General features: G+C 63.9%; 13 protein-coding genes. 8 read left to right on the forward strand and 5 right to left on the reverse strand.

The window, feature by feature from the left end; translation table 11 throughout:
• Positions 1-2: 2 nt before the first annotated feature.
• From AC0L2K_RS02195 to AC0L2K_RS02215, 5 genes are all read left to right on the forward strand, one after another.
• Positions 3-1262, forward strand: a complete 1260-nt coding sequence (locus AC0L2K_RS02195; protein ID WP_287282984.1) for an ABC transporter substrate-binding protein — start codon at positions 3-5, stop codon at positions 1260-1262.
• A gap of 231 nt (positions 1263-1493) precedes the next feature.
• Positions 1494-2417 carry a carbohydrate ABC transporter permease gene (locus AC0L2K_RS02200; RefSeq protein ID WP_473530470.1) on the forward strand — a complete coding sequence of 308 codons (924 nt, stop codon included), beginning with the start codon at positions 1494-1496 and terminating at the stop codon, positions 2415-2417.
• Positions 2418-2653: 236 nt separating this feature from the next.
• Positions 2654-3493 carry a carbohydrate ABC transporter permease gene (locus tag AC0L2K_RS02205; RefSeq protein ID WP_473530471.1) on the forward strand — a complete coding sequence of 280 codons (840 nt, stop codon included), beginning with the start codon at positions 2654-2656 and terminating at the stop codon, positions 3491-3493.
• Positions 3490-4551: a Gfo/Idh/MocA family protein gene (locus tag AC0L2K_RS02210; RefSeq protein WP_473530472.1), complete on the forward strand. Its 1062-nt coding sequence runs from the start codon at positions 3490-3492 to the stop codon at positions 4549-4551. Before AC0L2K_RS02205 ends, AC0L2K_RS02210 begins: the two co-directional genes overlap by 4 nt.
• A 292-nt stretch (positions 4552-4843) precedes the next feature.
• A complete protein-coding gene (locus AC0L2K_RS02215; protein ID WP_128185661.1) occupies positions 4844-5842 on the forward strand; it encodes an ABC transporter ATP-binding protein in 999 nt (332 codons plus the stop codon).
• Between the two features lie 165 nt (positions 5843-6007).
• Here AC0L2K_RS02215 and AC0L2K_RS02220 read toward each other — a convergent pair whose 3' ends face one another.
• From AC0L2K_RS02220 to deoC, 4 genes are all read right to left on the reverse strand, one after another.
• Positions 6008-6853 carry a fumarylacetoacetate hydrolase family protein gene (locus AC0L2K_RS02220; RefSeq protein ID WP_023801471.1) on the reverse strand — a complete coding sequence of 282 codons (846 nt, stop codon included), beginning with the start codon at positions 6851-6853 and terminating at the stop codon, positions 6008-6010.
• Between the two features lie 61 nt (positions 6854-6914).
• Entirely contained in the window at positions 6915-7646 is a 732-nt protein-coding gene (locus AC0L2K_RS02225; RefSeq protein ID WP_473530473.1) for an SDR family oxidoreductase, read from the reverse strand.
• Between the two features lie 170 nt (positions 7647-7816).
• Entirely contained in the window at positions 7817-10189 is a 2373-nt protein-coding gene (locus tag AC0L2K_RS02230) for an aldehyde dehydrogenase family protein (RefSeq protein ID WP_473530474.1), read from the reverse strand.
• 16 nt (positions 10190-10205) lie between these two features.
• A complete protein-coding gene (gene deoC, locus AC0L2K_RS02235; RefSeq protein ID WP_473530475.1) occupies positions 10206-11270 on the reverse strand; it encodes a deoxyribose-phosphate aldolase in 1065 nt (354 codons plus the stop codon).
• A gap of 336 nt (positions 11271-11606) precedes the next feature.
• Between deoC and AC0L2K_RS02240 the strand changes: the two genes are divergently transcribed.
• On the forward strand, positions 11607-11894 hold the full coding sequence (locus AC0L2K_RS02240) for a GIY-YIG nuclease family protein (protein ID WP_473530555.1): 288 nt from the start codon (positions 11607-11609) through the stop codon (positions 11892-11894).
• 135 nt (positions 11895-12029) lie between these two features.
• Here the strand turns inward: AC0L2K_RS02240 and AC0L2K_RS02245 are convergent, their stop codons facing one another.
• Positions 12030-12857, reverse strand: a complete 828-nt coding sequence (locus AC0L2K_RS02245; protein WP_473530476.1) for a ferredoxin--NADP reductase — start codon at positions 12855-12857, stop codon at positions 12030-12032.
• Between the two features lie 219 nt (positions 12858-13076).
• Between AC0L2K_RS02245 and AC0L2K_RS02250 the strand changes: the two genes are divergently transcribed.
• A complete protein-coding gene (locus AC0L2K_RS02250) occupies positions 13077-15161 on the forward strand; it encodes a hydantoinase/oxoprolinase family protein (protein ID WP_473530477.1) in 2085 nt (694 codons plus the stop codon).
• Positions 15162-15333: 172 nt separating this feature from the next.
• On the forward strand, positions 15334-17079 hold the full coding sequence (locus tag AC0L2K_RS02255; protein WP_473530478.1) for a hydantoinase B/oxoprolinase family protein: 1746 nt from the start codon (positions 15334-15336) through the stop codon (positions 17077-17079).
• The last annotated feature ends 35 nt before the right edge of the window (positions 17080-17114 follow it).

Raw genomic sequence — 17114 nt, forward strand, 5'->3', positions numbered from 1 at the left:
GCATGACAACCAAACTACTGACGGCACTGCTTCTCGGCACCAGCATTCTCGGCTCGGCCGGAATGGCCTGTGCCCAGGACGTAACGCTCAACATCGAAAGCTGGCGCGGCGACGACCTTGCCATCTGGAAGGACAAGCTGATCCCGGCTTTTGAGGCCAAGAACCCGGGCATCAAGGTGGTGTTCGCGCCGTCGGCGCCGACCGAATATGACGCAGCACTCGGCGCCAAGCTCGCCGCCGGCTCGGCCGGCGACCTGATCACCTGCCGCCCGTTCGACAAGTCGCTGGAACTGTTCAAGAAGGGCAATCTCGCTGATATCTCGACGCTGCCTGGCATGGAGAATTTTTCCGACGTCGCCAAGGCCGCCTGGCAGACCGACGACGGCAAGTCGAGCTTCTGCGTGCCGATGGCTTCCGTCATCCACGGCTTCATCTACAACAAGGACGCCTTCGACCAGCTCGGCATCAAGGTGCCGACGACCAATGAGGAGTTCTACGCCGCGCTCGACAAGATCAAGGCCGACGGCACCTACATCCCGATGGCGATGGGCACCAAAGATCTCTGGGAAGCCGCGACCATGGGCTACCAGAACATCGGCCCGAACTACTGGAAGGGCGAAGAAGGCCGTCTGGCGCTGATCAAGGGCGAGCAGAAGCTGACCGATCCGCAGTGGGTTACGCCGTTTGCCGAACTCGCCAAGTGGAAGCCCTATCTCGGCGACGGCTTCGAGGCGCAGACCTATCCGGACAGCCAGAACCTGTTCACCCTCGGCCGCGCCGCCATCTACCCGGCCGGCTCGTGGGAAATCGGCCTGTTCAACACCCAGGCGCAGTTCAAGATGGGCGCGTTCCCGCCGCCGGTGCAGAAGGCCGGCGACGCCTGCTACATCTCCGACCACACCGACATCGGCATGGGCCTCAATGCGGCGTCGAAGAATGCGGATGCGGCCAAGACCTTCCTGACCTGGGTCGCCTCGCCGGATTTCGCCACCATCTACGCCAACGCGCTGCCGGGCTTCTTCAGCCTGAACAACACCCCGGTGAAGATGGAAGACCCGCTGGCCCAGGAATTCGTTTCTTGGCGCGACAAGTGCAAGTCGACCATCCGCTCGACCTACCAGATCCTGTCGCGCGGCACGCCGAATCTCGAAAACGAGACATGGGTTGAATCGGCCAACGTCATCAACGGCACCGTCACGCCGGAAGCTGCCGCCAAGAAGCTGCAGGACGGCCTCGACAGCTGGTATAAGCCGGCGAAGTAAGAGCGAGCGCTATCCCCCCTCGAGGGGGAGATGTCGCCGGAGGCGACAGAGGGGGTCGGTAAAGGCAGGCTGCGACTTGATCGTTGCCGGGAGGCGCGGTCGAAGTCACGATGGCGCGGCCTTAGCCGACCCCACCCGCCTCGCTTCGCGAGGCACCCTCCCCTCGAGGGGGAGGGAGGCGCCGCACCCTTGGCGGCAATTGCAAGAACCTGATCGGCGGGGACCGAACGCATGGCCGCAGCACCGAAACGACCGTTCCGCTGGCATATCGTCGTCTTCCTGGCGCCGGCGGTGCTGGTCTATACGGCGATCATGATCCTGCCGCTGGCCGGCACGCTGCAGCTCTCGCTGTTCCGCAACATCGACCAGGCCCAGGTCTTCGTCGGGTTCGAAAACTTCCGCAGGCTGTTCGGCGATCCCAACTGGTCGGTCAATTTCTGGAACGCGCTGCGCAACAACGTCTGGTTCTTCATAATCCACATGATCGTGCAGAATCCGATCGGCGTGCTTTTGGCCGCACTGCTGTCCAGCCCGCGGCTGAGATTCTCCGCCTTCTACCGCACGGCGATCTTCGTGCCGACGATCCTGTCCTTCGTCATCGTCGGCTTCGCCTGGAAGCTGATCCTGTCGCCGCTGTGGGGCGTGGCGCCAAACCTGATGGATCTCGTCGGCCTCAAAGGCCTGTTCACGCCGTGGCTCGGCAAAGAACAATATGCGCTGACCACGCTCAGCCTGATCTCGGTGTGGCAGTTCGTCGGCATCCCGATGATGCTGATCTATGCGGCATTGCTGTCGATCCCAGAGGAGGTGATCGAAGCCGCCGAATGCGACGGCATCACCGGCATGTCGCAGTTCTGGAAGATCAAGCTGCCGCTGATCCTGCCGTCGATCGGCATCATCTCGATCCTGACCTTCGTCGGCAATTTCAACGCCTTCGACCTGATCTACACCGCGCAAGGCGCGCTGGCCGGACCGAATTACTCGACCGATATCCTCGGCACCTTCCTCTACCGCGCCTTCTTCGGTTTCCAGCTGCAGGTCGGCGATCCCAACATGGGCGCGGCGATCGCCACGATGATGTTCCTGATCATCCTTGGCGGCGTCTGCGTCTACCTGTTCCTCGTCCAGACGCGCCTGCGTCGCTATCAGTTCTAGGGGGCCGATATGTCGAGCTTGAATACCCCCCTCTGGCCTGCCCTCTTTGCCACCACTTGGCATCTCCCCCTCAAGGGGGGAGATTGGCAGCTTCAGCCCGGCGACTTCTCTTGCAACGTTGAAGAGTGGCGAAAGCAATGCTGCAGTCCAATCTCCCCCCTTGAGATGTCCGGCAGGACAGAGGGGGGCGCCCTGGCGCCATCCTTTGGAAATGCAGCTCGTCAGGAGACTTTCCAATGAGCACGGCGACCCACTCCCTGCCCCGCACCATCGGCGCCCATGCGGTGCTGTTGACCTATACGGTGATCGCGCTGTTTCCGGTGATCATCGTCATCATGAATTCGTTTAAATCCCGCGCCGGCATCTTCGGCGCGCCGCTGGCGCCGCCAACGCCGAAAACCTTCGACCTGATCGGCTACACCACCGTCATTGGCCAGGGCGATTTCATCCATTATTTCCAGAACAGCCTTGTCGTCACCGTCGCCTCGCTGTTCTTCGTGCTGCTGTTCGGCGCGATGGCCGGCTTTGCGCTGTCGGAATACCGTTTTCGCGGCAATTCGCTGATGGGGCTTTACCTCGCCCTCGGCATCATGATTCCGATCCGCCTCGGCACCGTCGCGATCCTGCAATTGATGGTGGCGAGCGGGCTGGTCAACACGCTGACGGCGCTGATCCTGGTTTATACGGCGCAAGGCCTGCCGCTCGCCGTCTTCATCCTGTCGGAATTCATGAAGCAGGTCTCCGACGATCTGAAGAATGCCGGACGCATCGACGGCCTGTCCGAATACACCATCTTCTTCCGGCTGGTGCTGCCGTTGGTGCGGCCGTCGATGGCGACTGTCGCCGTCTTCACTATGATCCCGATCTGGAACGATCTGTGGTTTCCGCTGATCCTGGCGCCGTCGGAGGAAACCAAGACGGTGACGCTCGGCGCCCAACTGTTCCTCGGCCAGTTCGTCACCAACTGGAATGCGATCCTGGCCGCGCTGTCGCTGGCGATCATGCCGGTGCTGATCCTCTACGTCATCTTCTCGCGGCAGCTGATCCGCGGCATCACCTCGGGAGCGGTCAAGTGAGCTCAGAAAAACCTCTTCGCGTCGTCGTCGCCGGCCTCGGCAACATGGGCCGCAGCCATGCGCTGGCCTATCACACCAAACCGGGGTTCCAGATTGCCGCTCTTGTCAACCGTTCGGACGTGCCGCTGCCGGCCGGGCTTTCCGGCTATGGCATCAGGCGCTCCTTCGACGAGGCGCTGCGCGACGAAAGGCCCGATATCGCCTGCATCGCCACCTATTCCGACAGCCATGCCGACTATGCGGTCAAGGCGTTCGATGCCGGCTGCCATGTCTTCGTCGAAAAGCCGCTGGCGACGACGGTGGCGGATGCCAAACGTGTCGTTGCCGCAGCCAAGGCCAATGGCAGAAAACTGGTGATCGGCTACATCCTGCGCCATCACCCGTCCTGGATCAGGCTGATCGCCGAGGCGCGCAAGCTCGGCGGTCCTTACGTGTTCCGCATGAACCTCAACCAGCAATCCTCCGGCCATAGCTGGCAGACGCACAAGCAGTTGATGCAGACGACGTCGCCGATCGTCGATTGCGGCGTGCACTATCTCGACGTGATGCTGCAGATCACCGACGCCAGGCCGGTCGAGGTGCGCGGCATGGGGCTGAGGCTGAGCGACGAGATTGCGCCCACGATGTACAATTACGGGCACCTGCAGGTGCTGTTCGACGATGGTTCGGTCGGCTGGTACGAGGCCGGCTGGGGGCCGATGATCTCGGAAACCGCCTTTTTTGTGAAGGACGTGATCTCGCCCAATGGCTGCGTGTCGATCGTCATGAAGGAGGGCGTCAGATCCGACGACATCGACACCCACACCAGGACCTCGACCATCCGCCTGCACAGCGCGGCGACCGGCGCGGACGGAAAATTCGCCAAGCCGGATGAGATGCTGTCGATGGAAGGCGAGCCCGGCCATCAGGATCTCTGCGATCTCGAACAGGCTTTTCTGCTCAAGGCGATTCGCGAGGATATTGATCTCTCCCGCCACATGGACGACGCGGTGAAGTCGCTCGCGGTGTGCCTTGCCGCCGACGAGAGCGTGCGCAGCGGAAAGGCGGTGCAATTGTGAGAGGGGAATTTTCGTCAGGGGTAGCGCTCTACGGCGCCCCCCTCTGGCCTGCCGGCCATCTCCCCCTCCAGGGGGGAGATTGGATGTCGCCGCCGGTTTCGCCACTTTTCAACGTTGCAAGAGAAATCGCCAGGCTGAAGCTGCCAATCTCCCCCCTTGAGGGGGAGATGTCCGGCAGGACAAAGGGGGGTGCCCTGGCGCCCACATTCGCGGGGGAGATGCCAAGTTTTGGCAAAGAGGGCAGGCCAGAGGGGGGTGCCTTGGCGCCCACATTCCAATCCGGAGGAACGCCGTGGGCTCGCTGAACATCGAGAATGTGAAAAAAGCGTTTGGGCCGGTCGAGGTGCTGAAGGGCATTAATCTCGAAGTGACCGATGGCGAATTCGTCGTCTTCGTCGGCCCCTCCGGCTGTGGTAAATCGACCTTGCTCAGGGTCATCGCCGGGCTGGAGGATTCGACCTCGGGCCGTGTTGTCATCGATGGCGCGGACGTCTCCGCAACCCCGCCGGCCAAGCGCGGCATCGCCATGGTGTTCCAGACCTATGCGCTCTACCCGCATCTGACGGTGAAGAACAATATGGGCCTCGGCCTCAAGCAGGCAGGCACGCCGGCGGCCGAGATCGACCGCCGCATCGGCATCGCCTCCTCGATGCTGTCGCTGGAGCCGTATCTCGCCAGGCGCCCGGCCGAGCTGTCCGGCGGCCAGCGCCAGCGCGTCGCCATCGGCCGCGCGGTGGTGCGTGAGCCCAAGCTTTTCCTGTTCGACGAGCCTTTGTCCAACCTCGATGCCGCACTGCGCGTCAACACCAGGCTGGAGATCGCGCAACTGCATCGCCGGCTGAAGGCGACGATGATCTACGTCACCCATGACCAGGTCGAGGCGATGACGCTTGCCGACAAGATCGTCGTGCTCAATGCGGGCAAGATCGAGCAGATCGGCGGACCGATGGAACTCTACAATGCGCCGGCGAATGAGTTTGTCGCCGGCTTCATCGGCTCGCCGAAGATGAATTTCGTCGACGGCGCCAGGCTTGGCGAGACGGCCAAGACCATCGGCGTCCGTCCCGAGCATTTGACCGTCGATGCGAAATCCGGCGCCTGGAAAGGCACGGTCGTCCATGCCGAGCATCTCGGCGCCGACACCAACCTCTATCTCGACTGCGAAAAGGCCGGGCTGATCACCGTGCGCATTTTTGGCGTCTACAACGCCGAGCCGGGCGCCACGCTCTACGCGACGCCGGATCCGGCGAAGACTTATCGGTTTGGAGCGGATGGCAAGGTGCTGAAGTAGCGCGCCCCTTTCTCCTTCTCCCCCTGTGGGAGAAGGTGGATCGGCGCGCAGCGCCAAGACGGATGAGGGGTGTTGGACGGAGTGCTGTCGGTGCCAAGCTGGAGCACCCCTCATCCGACCGCTTCGCGGCTACCTTCTCCCACAAGGGGAGAAGGCAGAGCGCCCCTACTCGTCCGCCTTGAACGTCTGCTTCTGCATGCCCAGCCCTTCGATGCCGAGCTCGACGACGTCGCCGGGCTTTAGGAACACCGGCGGCTTCATGCCCAGCCCGACGCCTGGCGGCGTGCCGGTCGAGATGATGTCGCCAGGATGCAGCGACATGAACTGGCTGAGATAGGAGACCAGATAGGCGACGCCATAGACCATGGTCTTGGTCGAGCCGTTCTGCATCGTCTTGCCGTTGACCTTCAGCCACATCGGGATGTTCTGCGGGTCCTGGATCTCGTCCTTGGTCACCAGCCACGGGCCGATCGGCCCAAAGGTGTCGCAGGACTTGCCCTTGGTCCACTGGCCCTGGCGCTCGGCCTGGAAGGCGCGCTCGGACACGTCATGCGCGACGCAGTAGCCGGCGACATAATTCAGCGCCTCGGCCTCGGTGACGTATTTCGCGGTTTTGCCGATGACCACGCCAAGCTCGACTTCCCAGTCGGTCTTGACCGAGCCGCGCGGGATCAGCACGTCGTCGTCAGGCCCGACGATGGCCGAGCTTGCCTTCATGAAGATGATCGGCTCCGGCGGCACGGTGGCGCCGGTCTCGGCGGCATGGTCGGAATAGTTCAGGCCGATGCAGATGAATTTGCCGGTGCCGGCGACGCAGGCGCCGATGCGGGGATTGCCGGAGACCGCCGGCAGCGATTTCGGATCGAGCTTCGACAATGTTTCGAGCGATGCCGGGTCGAGCGCCTTGCCGGCAATGTCGGTGACATGGGCGGAGAGATCGCGGATCGTTCCATCCGCATCGAGCAGGCCGGGGCGTTCGCTCCCCGCTTCGCCATAGCGCAGCAGTTTCATTCTTTTTCTCCTGATTGCGGCGCAGAGGCCGTTTGCAAACTCAGAGTTTTCAAATGGCCTCTTAGATCGACCAGCCACCGTCGATATTATAAGCCTGCCCCGACGTATAGCTGGCTCCAGCCAGATAGACGGCGAGATCGGCGATTTCCTCTGCTGTGCCGAGGCGGCCCATCGGCTGGCGGGCGATGAAGGCGGCGCGGGCAGCCTCGTAGTCGCCCTGCGCATGCATGCGGTCCTCCAGCGACGGGCTTTCGACGGTGCCCGGGCAAATGGCGTTGCAGCGTATGCCCTTGCCGACATAGTCGGCGGCGACCGATTTGGTCAGGCCGATGACGGCCGCCTTGGTCAGCCCATAGACGAAGCGGTTGGGCACGCCCTTGGTCGAGCCGGCCAGCGACGCCATGTTGATGATCGAACCGTCGCCGCGCTCCAGCATGCCGGGCAGCACGGCGCGGATGGTGCGGATCATCGAGCGAACGTTGAGATCATAGGCAAAGTCGAGGTCGGCGTCCTTCATCTCGAGGATCGAGCCGGAGTGGACGAAGCCGGCGCAGTTGAACAGCACGTCGACAGCGCCGATCTCGGCGAAGGCCGACGCCACAGCCTCGTCGTTTAGCACGTCGAGCTTGCGGGTCTTGATGCCAGCAATCTTGCCGAGGTCGGCGAGCAGCACCTCGTTGATGTCGGTGGCGTGGACGACAGCGCCCGCCCTGGCGAAAGCCAGCGCGCTCGCCCGGCCGATGCCTTGCGCTGCCGCTGTGACGACCACGATCTTGCCTCCCAGATCCGCCATGCTTTTTTTCTCCTTGTGGCCGCCCGGGTGCCTAGGGCGGCAAATGTTTTTTCTCGGTAAAGAACATCAATTCTGCCGTCAAGCCAGCTTCTTTCTCCCCGTCACTATACGGGGAGAAATGCCCGGCAGGGCAATGAGGGGCGGCGCCGACGTCGACAATCGACGCACGCTCAGTCGCCGTAGGGCACCCAGACGTTCTTGACCTCGACGGCACGGCGCAGCAACGGATCGCCGGCGGCCTCGTTCGACGCCCAGTCGAGGCTGCGGCCGTTGCCGGTCCAGACGCGCTTGAGATTGCCGACAGAGTCGGCTTCGGCCCTGGCGCAGGTCTCGGCATCGGCGAACAGCCAGAGCCCGTCGACATCGTCATGCCTGGCCAGCACGCCGGCGAGCTCGGCGCTGCGGCCGGTGACGATGTTGATGGCGCCTGCCGGAACGTCGGAATATTCGATGATTTGGTAGAGATCGGTGGCAAGCAGCGGAGATTTTTCCGACGGCACCGCGACCACGGTGTTGCCCATGGCCAGCGCCGGCGCCAGCAGCGAGATCAGGCCAAGCAGCGGCGCATTGTCTGGCGCCACGATGCCGACGACGCCGACCGGCTCGTGCAGCGCCAAAGTGACGGCGCGGGCCGGCGGCTGGTGGACGCGGCCTTCGAACTTGTCGGCCAGGCCGGCATAGAGGAACAGCCGCTCGATCGATTGCTCGACCTCTCCGCGCGCGGCCTTGGCGGTGGCGCCGGTAAGCTCGGTGAGGCGCGCGCCAAATTCGTCGACACGGCCGGACAGGTTTTCGGCCAGATAATACAGCACCTGGCTGCGGTTGTAGGCGGTCGCCTCCGGCCAGGCCTTGCAGGCGCGTGCAGCCGCGACGGCATCGCGAATATCCTTGCGACTGCCGAGACCGACCTCGCCGGCAAGCTTGCCCTTGGCAGTGGCGACGGCAAGCGAATAATTGCCGTCCGGCCGCACCTGCTTGCCGCCGATGAACAGCTTTGCCGTGCGGTCGATGGCGTCGCCTTCCGCCCGCTCGACAGGTTGTGTCGAAGCCGCTGCCGGCTTGATGGCCGGGCCGAGCGGCAGTTTTGCAAAGAGATATTCGAGCATGCCCTCGCGCCCGCCTTCGCGGCCGAAACCGCTTTCGCGATAGCCGCCAAAGCCGCAGGCGGCGTCGAACATGTTGGTGCCGTTGACCCAGACGACGCCGGCCTTCAATTGCGGCGCGACGTGCAGCGCAAGGTTGACGTTCTCGCTCCACACCGAGGCGGCCAGGCCGTAGCGCGTGTTGTTGGCGAGCTCGACCGCTTCCTCGGTGTTACGGAAGGTCATAGTCGCCAGCACCGGGCCGAACACCTCTTCCTGCGCCAGAACGTTGGCCGGCGAAACGCCCGTCGCCAGCGTCGGCAAATGGTAATAGCCGGAGGACGGCAGCGCCACGTCGGGCTGCCAGCAGACGGCGCCCTGTTTGGCGCCTTCGGCGACCAGGCCCTTGACGCGATCGAGCTGGGTCAGGTCGACCAGCGGCCCGATATCGGTGTTCTTGTCGAGCGGGCTGCCGACGCGCAGCCGGCTCATCCGCGCCTTGACCTTGGCGATGAAGGCCTCGGCGATGCCCTCCTGCACCAGAAGCCGCGAGCCGGCACAGCAGACCTGGCCCTGGTTGAACCAGATGCCGTCGACCAGTCCCTCGACGGCGCTGTCGAGGTCGGCATCCTCGAAGACGACGAAGGCCGACTTGCCGCCAAGCTCCAGCGATATTTTTTTGCCCGACCCGGCAGTGGCCTTGCGGATGATCTTGCCGACCTCGGACGAGCCGGTGAAGGCGATTTTTTGGACGCCGGGATGGTTGACGATTGCCGCACCCGCCTCCGGCCCGCCCTGGACGATGTTGACGACGCCCTTCGGCACGCCGGCGCGCTCACAAATCTCGGCGAACAGGATGGCGGTAAGCGGCGTGAACTCGGCCGGCTTCAGCACCACCGTGCAGCCGGCGGCCAGTGCCGGCGCGATCTTCCAGGCCAGCATCAACAGCGGGAAATTCCACGGGATGATCTGGCCGACGACGCCGACGCCCTTCTGATCAGGGAAATCCTTGTCCAGCGCCTGCGCCCAGCCGGCATGATGGATGAAATGGCGGATGGCCAACGGCACATCGATGTCGCGGCTTTCGCGGATCGGCTTGCCGTTGTCGATCGATTCCAGCACCGCAAACAGCCGCTGATGACGCTGCATGGCGCGGCCGATGGCGTAGAGCACTTTGGCGCGTTGGTAGCCGGTGGCTGCGGCCCATTTCGGCAGCGCCTTTGTCGCGGCCGAAACCGCCGCGTCGATATCGGCAGCACCGGCATCCGACACCTTGGCCAGCAATTTTCCTGAAGACGGATCGCCGGTGTCGAAGGTTTTGCCGCCGGCGGCTGCTTTCCAGTCGCCGCCGATGAACAGCGCTTTGGAAAAATCACGCGCAGCAAGCCAGGCATCGGCCTCATTGCGGGCCTCCGGCGCCGGACCGTAGTCCATGGCATGATAGCGTTCGAGAATGTTCATCAGGCGCTCCCGGTAGTCACGCCATCGCGTGGCGATGGTTGGCCGAATAGTGACCGGTCAGATGGTGTTCGAGCTGGCGCTCGATGTCGGTCAAAAGGCTCGATGCACCGAAGCGGAACAGGTCCGGCTCCAGCCATCGCCGGCCGAGTTCTTCCTTCATCAGCACCAGCCAGTCTAGCGACGCCTTTGCCGTTGAAATGCCGCCGGCCGGCTTGAAGCCGATGAGATAGCCGGTCTCCTCGAAATAGGCGCGGATGGCGCGCACCATGGCGAGGCCGACCGGCAATGTCGCGTTGACGCTTTCCTTGCCGGTCGACGTCTTTATGAAATCGGCGCCCGCCATCATCGCCACCATCGAGGCCAGCATGACGTTGCGCAGCGTGGCGAGGTCGCCGGTGCCGAGAATGACCTTCAGATGCGCCTCGCCGCAGGCGGCGCGCATCGAGACGATCTCGCTATAGAGTTCCTGCCATTTCGCGGCAAAGACCAGGCCGCGCGGAATGACCACGTCGATCTCGTCGGCGCCGTCGCTCACCGACGCTTCGATCTCCTGCAGCCGCGTCGAAAGTGGCGTGAGGCCATGCGGGAAGGCGGTGGAAACGGCGGCGACATGGATGCCGCTGCCGCGCAGCGCATCGACGGCGGTGGCGACGAAGGGATGATAGACGCAGACCGCCGCCGGGCGGATCTTTTCGCCCGTAATGCCGAGGCCTTCGACGATGTCGCGGCGGAACGGATTGACCGCCTTGGCGCAGAGCCGGCGCACGCGCTCTTCGGTGTCGTTCGAGTTCAGCGTCGTCAGGTCCATGCAGGCAACGGCGCGCAGCAGCCAGGCGGCTTGGTTGTCGGCCTTGATCGAGCGCCGCTTGGTCAGGCTGGCGACACGCCGTTCCAGCGCCGAGCGGTTGACGCTGCGCATCGATTCCATGAAGCCGAGATCGAGCTTCATGCCGGGATTGCGGGCAATGCCGTGCGATTGCGGCGCCGGCGCATTGGCGGCGGTGCGCGCCGGCAGCGGCATGATCTTCGAAGGTCCCAATCTGTCGGCACTAAGCTCGGCTTCGCGGCTGGTGCTGCTCATCTCCTGCCCTTTCGTTCGACGACTTGTGCCGAAGATAGCCCGTGAAGCAGCGCTTCACGAGTCCTTCAGGCGGTCATAACGGAAAAAGGCCGCTGTGACATCAGCCGAACAGCGCGGCAGAATGAGACCAGCAGCGATCCGTCGCGCCCCCGGGGCATCAAAAGGCCTGCAACATTTGCAATTAGCCGTAAGCCCCGCGCCTTCGTCATCCTAGGGCGAAGCAAGGAGCGAAGCGACGCGGCGCAGACCCTAGGATCCATGCCGTTACCCATGCCGAAGAATGCAGCGGCTCAGAATGGCACTTGCGTCCGCAACGGTGCTCGTTACGCTTCCGCCATGACCGGCTATGCCTATATGACCGCGAGCCAGAAGCGCGGCACGATCTACATCGGCGTCACCAACGATCTCGGCCGCCGCATGCCGGAGCACAAGTCCGGACAAGGCTCGCGCTTCACCAGCCGCTACGGCGTGGAGCGGCTGGTCTGGTACGAGGAACATTTCGACGTTCGCGACGCTATCCAGCGCGAGAAGTCGCTGAAGCGCTGGCCGCGCCAGTGGAAGATCGAACTGATCGAAAAGACCAATCCAGAGTGGTTCGAGCTTTTTCGCGGAACGGGGTGGTAGCGTTCAGTTCTGGGCCGTAGCATTCTTCGGCTGGCGTAACGGCATGGATCCTAGGGTCTGCGCCGCGTCGCTTCGCTCCTTGCTCCGCCCTAGGATGACGAAGTGGAGGGACGGTTCGGCTAATTTTCCATGGTCTCAGCCGACAAACGCGCGCTCGACGACGAAACTCGCCGGATGGTGCAGCGAGCCTTCCTCGAAGCCGAGGCTTTCGGCCAGTTCCTTGACGTCCCTGAGCATGTGCATCGAGCCGCAGATCATGATGCGGTCCGTCTCCGGGTTGAGCTTGTCGATGCCGAGATCGGCATAGAATTTTCCCGAGCCGATCAGCGCGGTGATGCGGCCCATGCGCTCGGAGGTTTCGCGCGTCGTCGAATTGTAGAGCGTGACGCGGCCGCCGGTCAGCTCGCCGATCAGCGGGTCGTTCTCCAGCTCTGCGACCAGCTCCTGGCCGTAGGTCAGTTCGGCATTGTCGCGGCAGGTGTGGGTCAGCACGACCTGCTCGAATTTCTCAAAAGTGTCGGGATCGCGCAGCAGGCTGGCGAAGGGCGCGATGCCGGTGCCGGTCGAGATCATGAACAGGCGCTTGGCCGGGGTCAGCGCGTCGACCACCAGCGTGCCGGTCGATTTTTGCCGCATGATGACGGTGTCGCCGATCTCGATCTTCTGCAGCTCAGAGGTCAGCGGGCCGTCCGGCACCTTGATCGAAAAAAACTCCAGCTCGTCGTCCCAGGCGGGGCTGGCGATCGAATAGGCGCGGAACACCGGCTTCTCGGCATTGGGCAGGCCGATCATGACGAACTCGCCGGAGCGGAAGCGCAGCGACTGCGGCCGGGTGATGCGGAACGAAAACAGCCGGTCGCTATAGTGCTTCACCGAGACGACGGTTTCGGCATAGACATTGGCCGGAATCGGGAACTGCAGCGGCCGGGCGCCGGCGGTGTTGAGCGCGGATGTGGTGTTCATCAAACCTAACCTTCTGGCCCAACCGGGGCGCTGACGCCAAACTTTCTCCTGCGCGCCCGAACCGATCAGGTTCCGGCGTGCCGTTTGCACACTGCCAAGCGGTAAGCTCTTGTGTCCGGAATTTATTAGTATACAAATGATATTTGCGTCAAGACGCCAGGCTGAAACACCTTTCCAAACTGAGACATATCTGTAGTCCTGACATTTCGGGTTTCGACAATGGAAGAGAATTTTTCGGCGCAGACGCTGGATTCCTCGGGCAGCGTCGTCGCCGGCATCGATGTCGGCGGAACCTTTACCGACCTGCTTCTGATCGACGGGCGTCACGGTGGCAAGGTGCATATCGCCAAGACCCCGACCACCATCGACAACCAGGCTTTTGGGGTCGTCTCGGCGCTCGACGCCACCGGTTTTCCCATCGACGGCATCGACCTCATCGTGCACGGCACGACCACCACCACCAACGCAGTGCTCGAGCGCCGGCTGGCCAGGACCGGCATGATCACCACGCGCGGCTTTCGCGACGTCATCGAGCTTGGCCGGCGGACACGGCCGCAGGCCTATGGCATGACCGGCAGCTTCGTCCCGATCATTCCGCGCAACCTGCGGCTCGAAGTGTCGGAGCGCGTCGAAGCCTCGGGCGCGGTGCGCATTCCGCTCGACGAAGCCGAGATGCGCGACGCGGTTTCACAATTGATCGCGGCCGGCTGCGAATCCCTCGTCATCCACTTTTTGCATTCCTACGCCAATCCGGCGCATGAGCGGCGCGCCGCCGAGATCGCCGCCGCGCTTTGGCCGAACAGCTACATCACGACAGGCCATGCGCTGCTGTCGGAAGCGCGCGAATTCGAGCGCGGCGTCACCGCTTCGGTCAACGCCTCGGTGCAGCCGATCCTCGAGCGCTATGTCGAGCGGCTGCGCAAGGAATTGGCGGCAAAAGGCTATGCCCGCGACTTCCTGATCATGAACGGCAATGGCGGCATGATCTCGGCCCGCTTTGTCACCCGTGAATCGGCCAAGACTGTCATGTCCGGTCCGGCCTCCGGCGTCATCGCCGCCGCCTATACCGGAAAACGCGCCGGCTTCGAAAACCTGGTCACCTACGACATGGGCGGCACCTCGACCGACGTGGCGCTGATCCGTAGTGCCGAACCGGCGGTGTCGAACGAGATCGAGATCGAATATGCGATGCCGATCCATGTGCCGATGGTGGCGGTGCACACCGTCGGCGCCGGCGGCGGCTCGATCGCCCGCGTCGACGCGGCCGGCCTGATCCAGATCGGCCCGGAAAGCGCCGGCGCCCATCCCGGGCCGATCTGCTACGGCCGCGGCGGCGTTGAACCGACCATCACCGACGCCAATCTGGTGCTTGGCCGGCTGGCGCCGAAAAAACTGCTCGCCGTCGAGAACCCGGTCACATCAGAACACGTCACCGGCATTTTTGAGGACAGGATCGGCCGCCCCACCGGCCTGTCCGGCGTCGAGGCGGCTGGTGCGGTGCTGCGGCTCGGCAACATAAAAATGGCCGGTGCCATCCGCATGGTCTCGGTGTCGCGCGGCCACGACCCGCGCGATTTCGCGCTGTTCGCCTTCGGCGGCGCCGGGCCGCTGCATGCCACCGCTCTGGCGCGCGAGCTCGGCCTGCCCAAAGTCCTGGTGCCGGCGCGGCCGGGCATCACCAATGCGCTCGGCTGCGTCGTCGCCGATCTCAGGCACGATTTCGTCAACACCGTCAATCAGCCGGTGGCCGGTCTCGATGAAACCCAGCTTCACGCGATATTGGAACGGCACCGAATCGAAGGTGAGGAGCTGATCGGCAAAGAGGCAGTAAAGCCAGAGACGATCCGCGTCACCCATTCCGCCGACATGCAGTTCGTCGGCCAGACCCACATCATCAACGTGCCGCTGCCGTCGTCTTCGGTGACGCGCGCGGTCCTGCAGCAGCTGTTCGAAAAGGCCTATTTCGCCCGCTTCAAGGTCGAGCTGCCGGAAATCCGCGCCAATCTGGTCAACCTCAACACCTCGGTCACCGGCGTGCGGCCGGCGATCGATCTGTCGCGGCTGATCGACCCGGCTGGCCGCGCCAAAACGCTTGATGAGGCGTGCCGCGAAATCCGGCCGGTCTGGTATGGCGGGCGCTGGCACGACACGCCGGTCTACGTCAGGGAAAAGCTGCCGCTCGACGCCGTCATCGAAGGGCCGGCGATCCTCGAACAGATGGACGCCACCACCGTGCTCGAGCCCGGCGACCGGGCGCGCTCGGACACCGACGGCAACATCATCATAGAGGTGGGGCAGATATGACAAGGCTTTCATCGAAGAGGACCCCCACCCCTAACCCCTCCCCACAAGGGGGAGGAGGTTTTGGTCGAGCCACCAGTTCCTGGCATCGACACGCAGCGATTTGCTGCTTTGAGCGCCAACGAAAGTCCCCCTCCCCCTTGTGGGGAGGGGTTAGGGGTGGGGGTCCGCGCGGATGATCACTCTCGACGCCATCACGCTTTCGGTCATCCAGGCGGCGCTGCAGCAGGTCTGCGACGAGATGGACCTGACGTTTTCGCGCGCCGCCTTCTCGCCGGTCATCGCCGAGGCCAACGACCGCTCGGACGGCATCTATTCGGCGGTCGACGGCTCGCTGATCGCACAGGGCAGCCAGGGCCTGCCGGTGTTCGTCGGCGTCATGCAATATTCGACCAGGACGGTGATCGAAATGATCGCCGACGGACGCTGCCTGCCGCCCGAGCCAGGCGACATTTATATCGTCAACGACCCCTATCTCGGCGGCACCCATCTGATGGATGTACGCTTCGCCATGCCGGTCTACCGCGACGGAAAAATCTTCTGCTGGCTGTCGAACACCGGCCACTGGCCCGATATCGGCGGTTCGGTGCCGGGCGGTTTTTCGGCCTCGGCAACGGCGGTCGAGCAGGAAGGCCTGCGGCTGCCGCCGGTAAAACTGTTCAAGCAGGGCGTGCTCGACCGCGAGATCTACGCCATCATCTGCTCCAATATCAGGGTTGCCGACCAGCGCATCGGCGACATCCGCGCGCAAGCGGCGGCACTGCTGATCGGCCAGGACCGCCTTAACGGAATCCTGGATCGTTACGGAGATGAAAAAGTCGTCGAGGCGATCGCCGAACTGCGCCGCCGCGCCGCCGAACAGATGCGCGCCAACATATCGGCCATTCCCGACGGCATCTATCGCTCCAAGGCCTTCGTCGATTCCGACGGGGTGGTGAACGAGCCGCTGACCATCGCGCTGGCGGTGGAGAAACACGGCGACACGCTCAGCTTCGATTTTTCGGGCTCGTCAAAACCCTGCGCCGGGCCGATGAACAGCGTCTTGGCGACGACCTTGTCGTCGGTCTATCTCGCCATGCGCCACATTTTCCCCGATGTGCCGATCAGCGCCGGCGCCTTCGAGCCGCTGATCGTCAAGCGGCCGGAAGGCACTTTCCTCGACACCAGATATCCGCGCCCGGTCTCGGGCTGTGCCGCCGAGGTGTCGCAGCGCATCGCCGAGGCGGTATTCGCGGCGATGGTGCAGGCGCTGCCCGACAAGGTGACGGCGGCTCCGGCCGGCTCCAGCGGCAATTTCGCGCTTGGCGGCAACGACCCGGCCCGCGGCCGCGATTATGTCATGTACCAGATCTCCGGCGGCGGCTATGGCGGCAATGCCGGTCACGACGGCCTGAGCAATGGCTGCTCGACCATCGGCATTTCAAAATCGCCGCCGGTCGAGATCATGGAGCAGGCGTTTCCGGTGCTCTACCGCCACTATGCCCTGCGCGAAGGCTCGGGCGGCGCCGGCAAGCATCGCGGCGGTTTCGGCCTCGCCTATGAGGTCGAGATCCTGCGCGGCGACGCCCGCGCCTCCTTCGTCATGGACCACGGCCGCTTCGGCCCGCAGGGCGCGCTCGGCGGCAAGGACGGCGCGGTCAACACGGTGACCGTTTTTCGCGACGGCCAGCAGCATGTGCCGCCGCACCTCTCCAAGGAGCAGGACATCGCGCTAACAACCGGCGACCGCGTGCGCGTCGGCACGCCGGGCGGCGGCGGCTATGGCGATCCCCTGCAGCGCGACCCGGAACTGGTGCTGCGGGATGTCGCCCTGGGCTATTATACGCCCGAACAGGCCAGCGAGAAATTTGGCGTCGCCCTTTCCGCGGACGGGTCGGCGATCGACCTGGCCGCCACCGGGCGGAGACGAGCAGCCGGCTGACCGTCGAAGCCTGCAATCGGCCCTGCCGCGCCGTG

The organism is Mesorhizobium sp. WSM4817 (assembly GCF_055811135.1).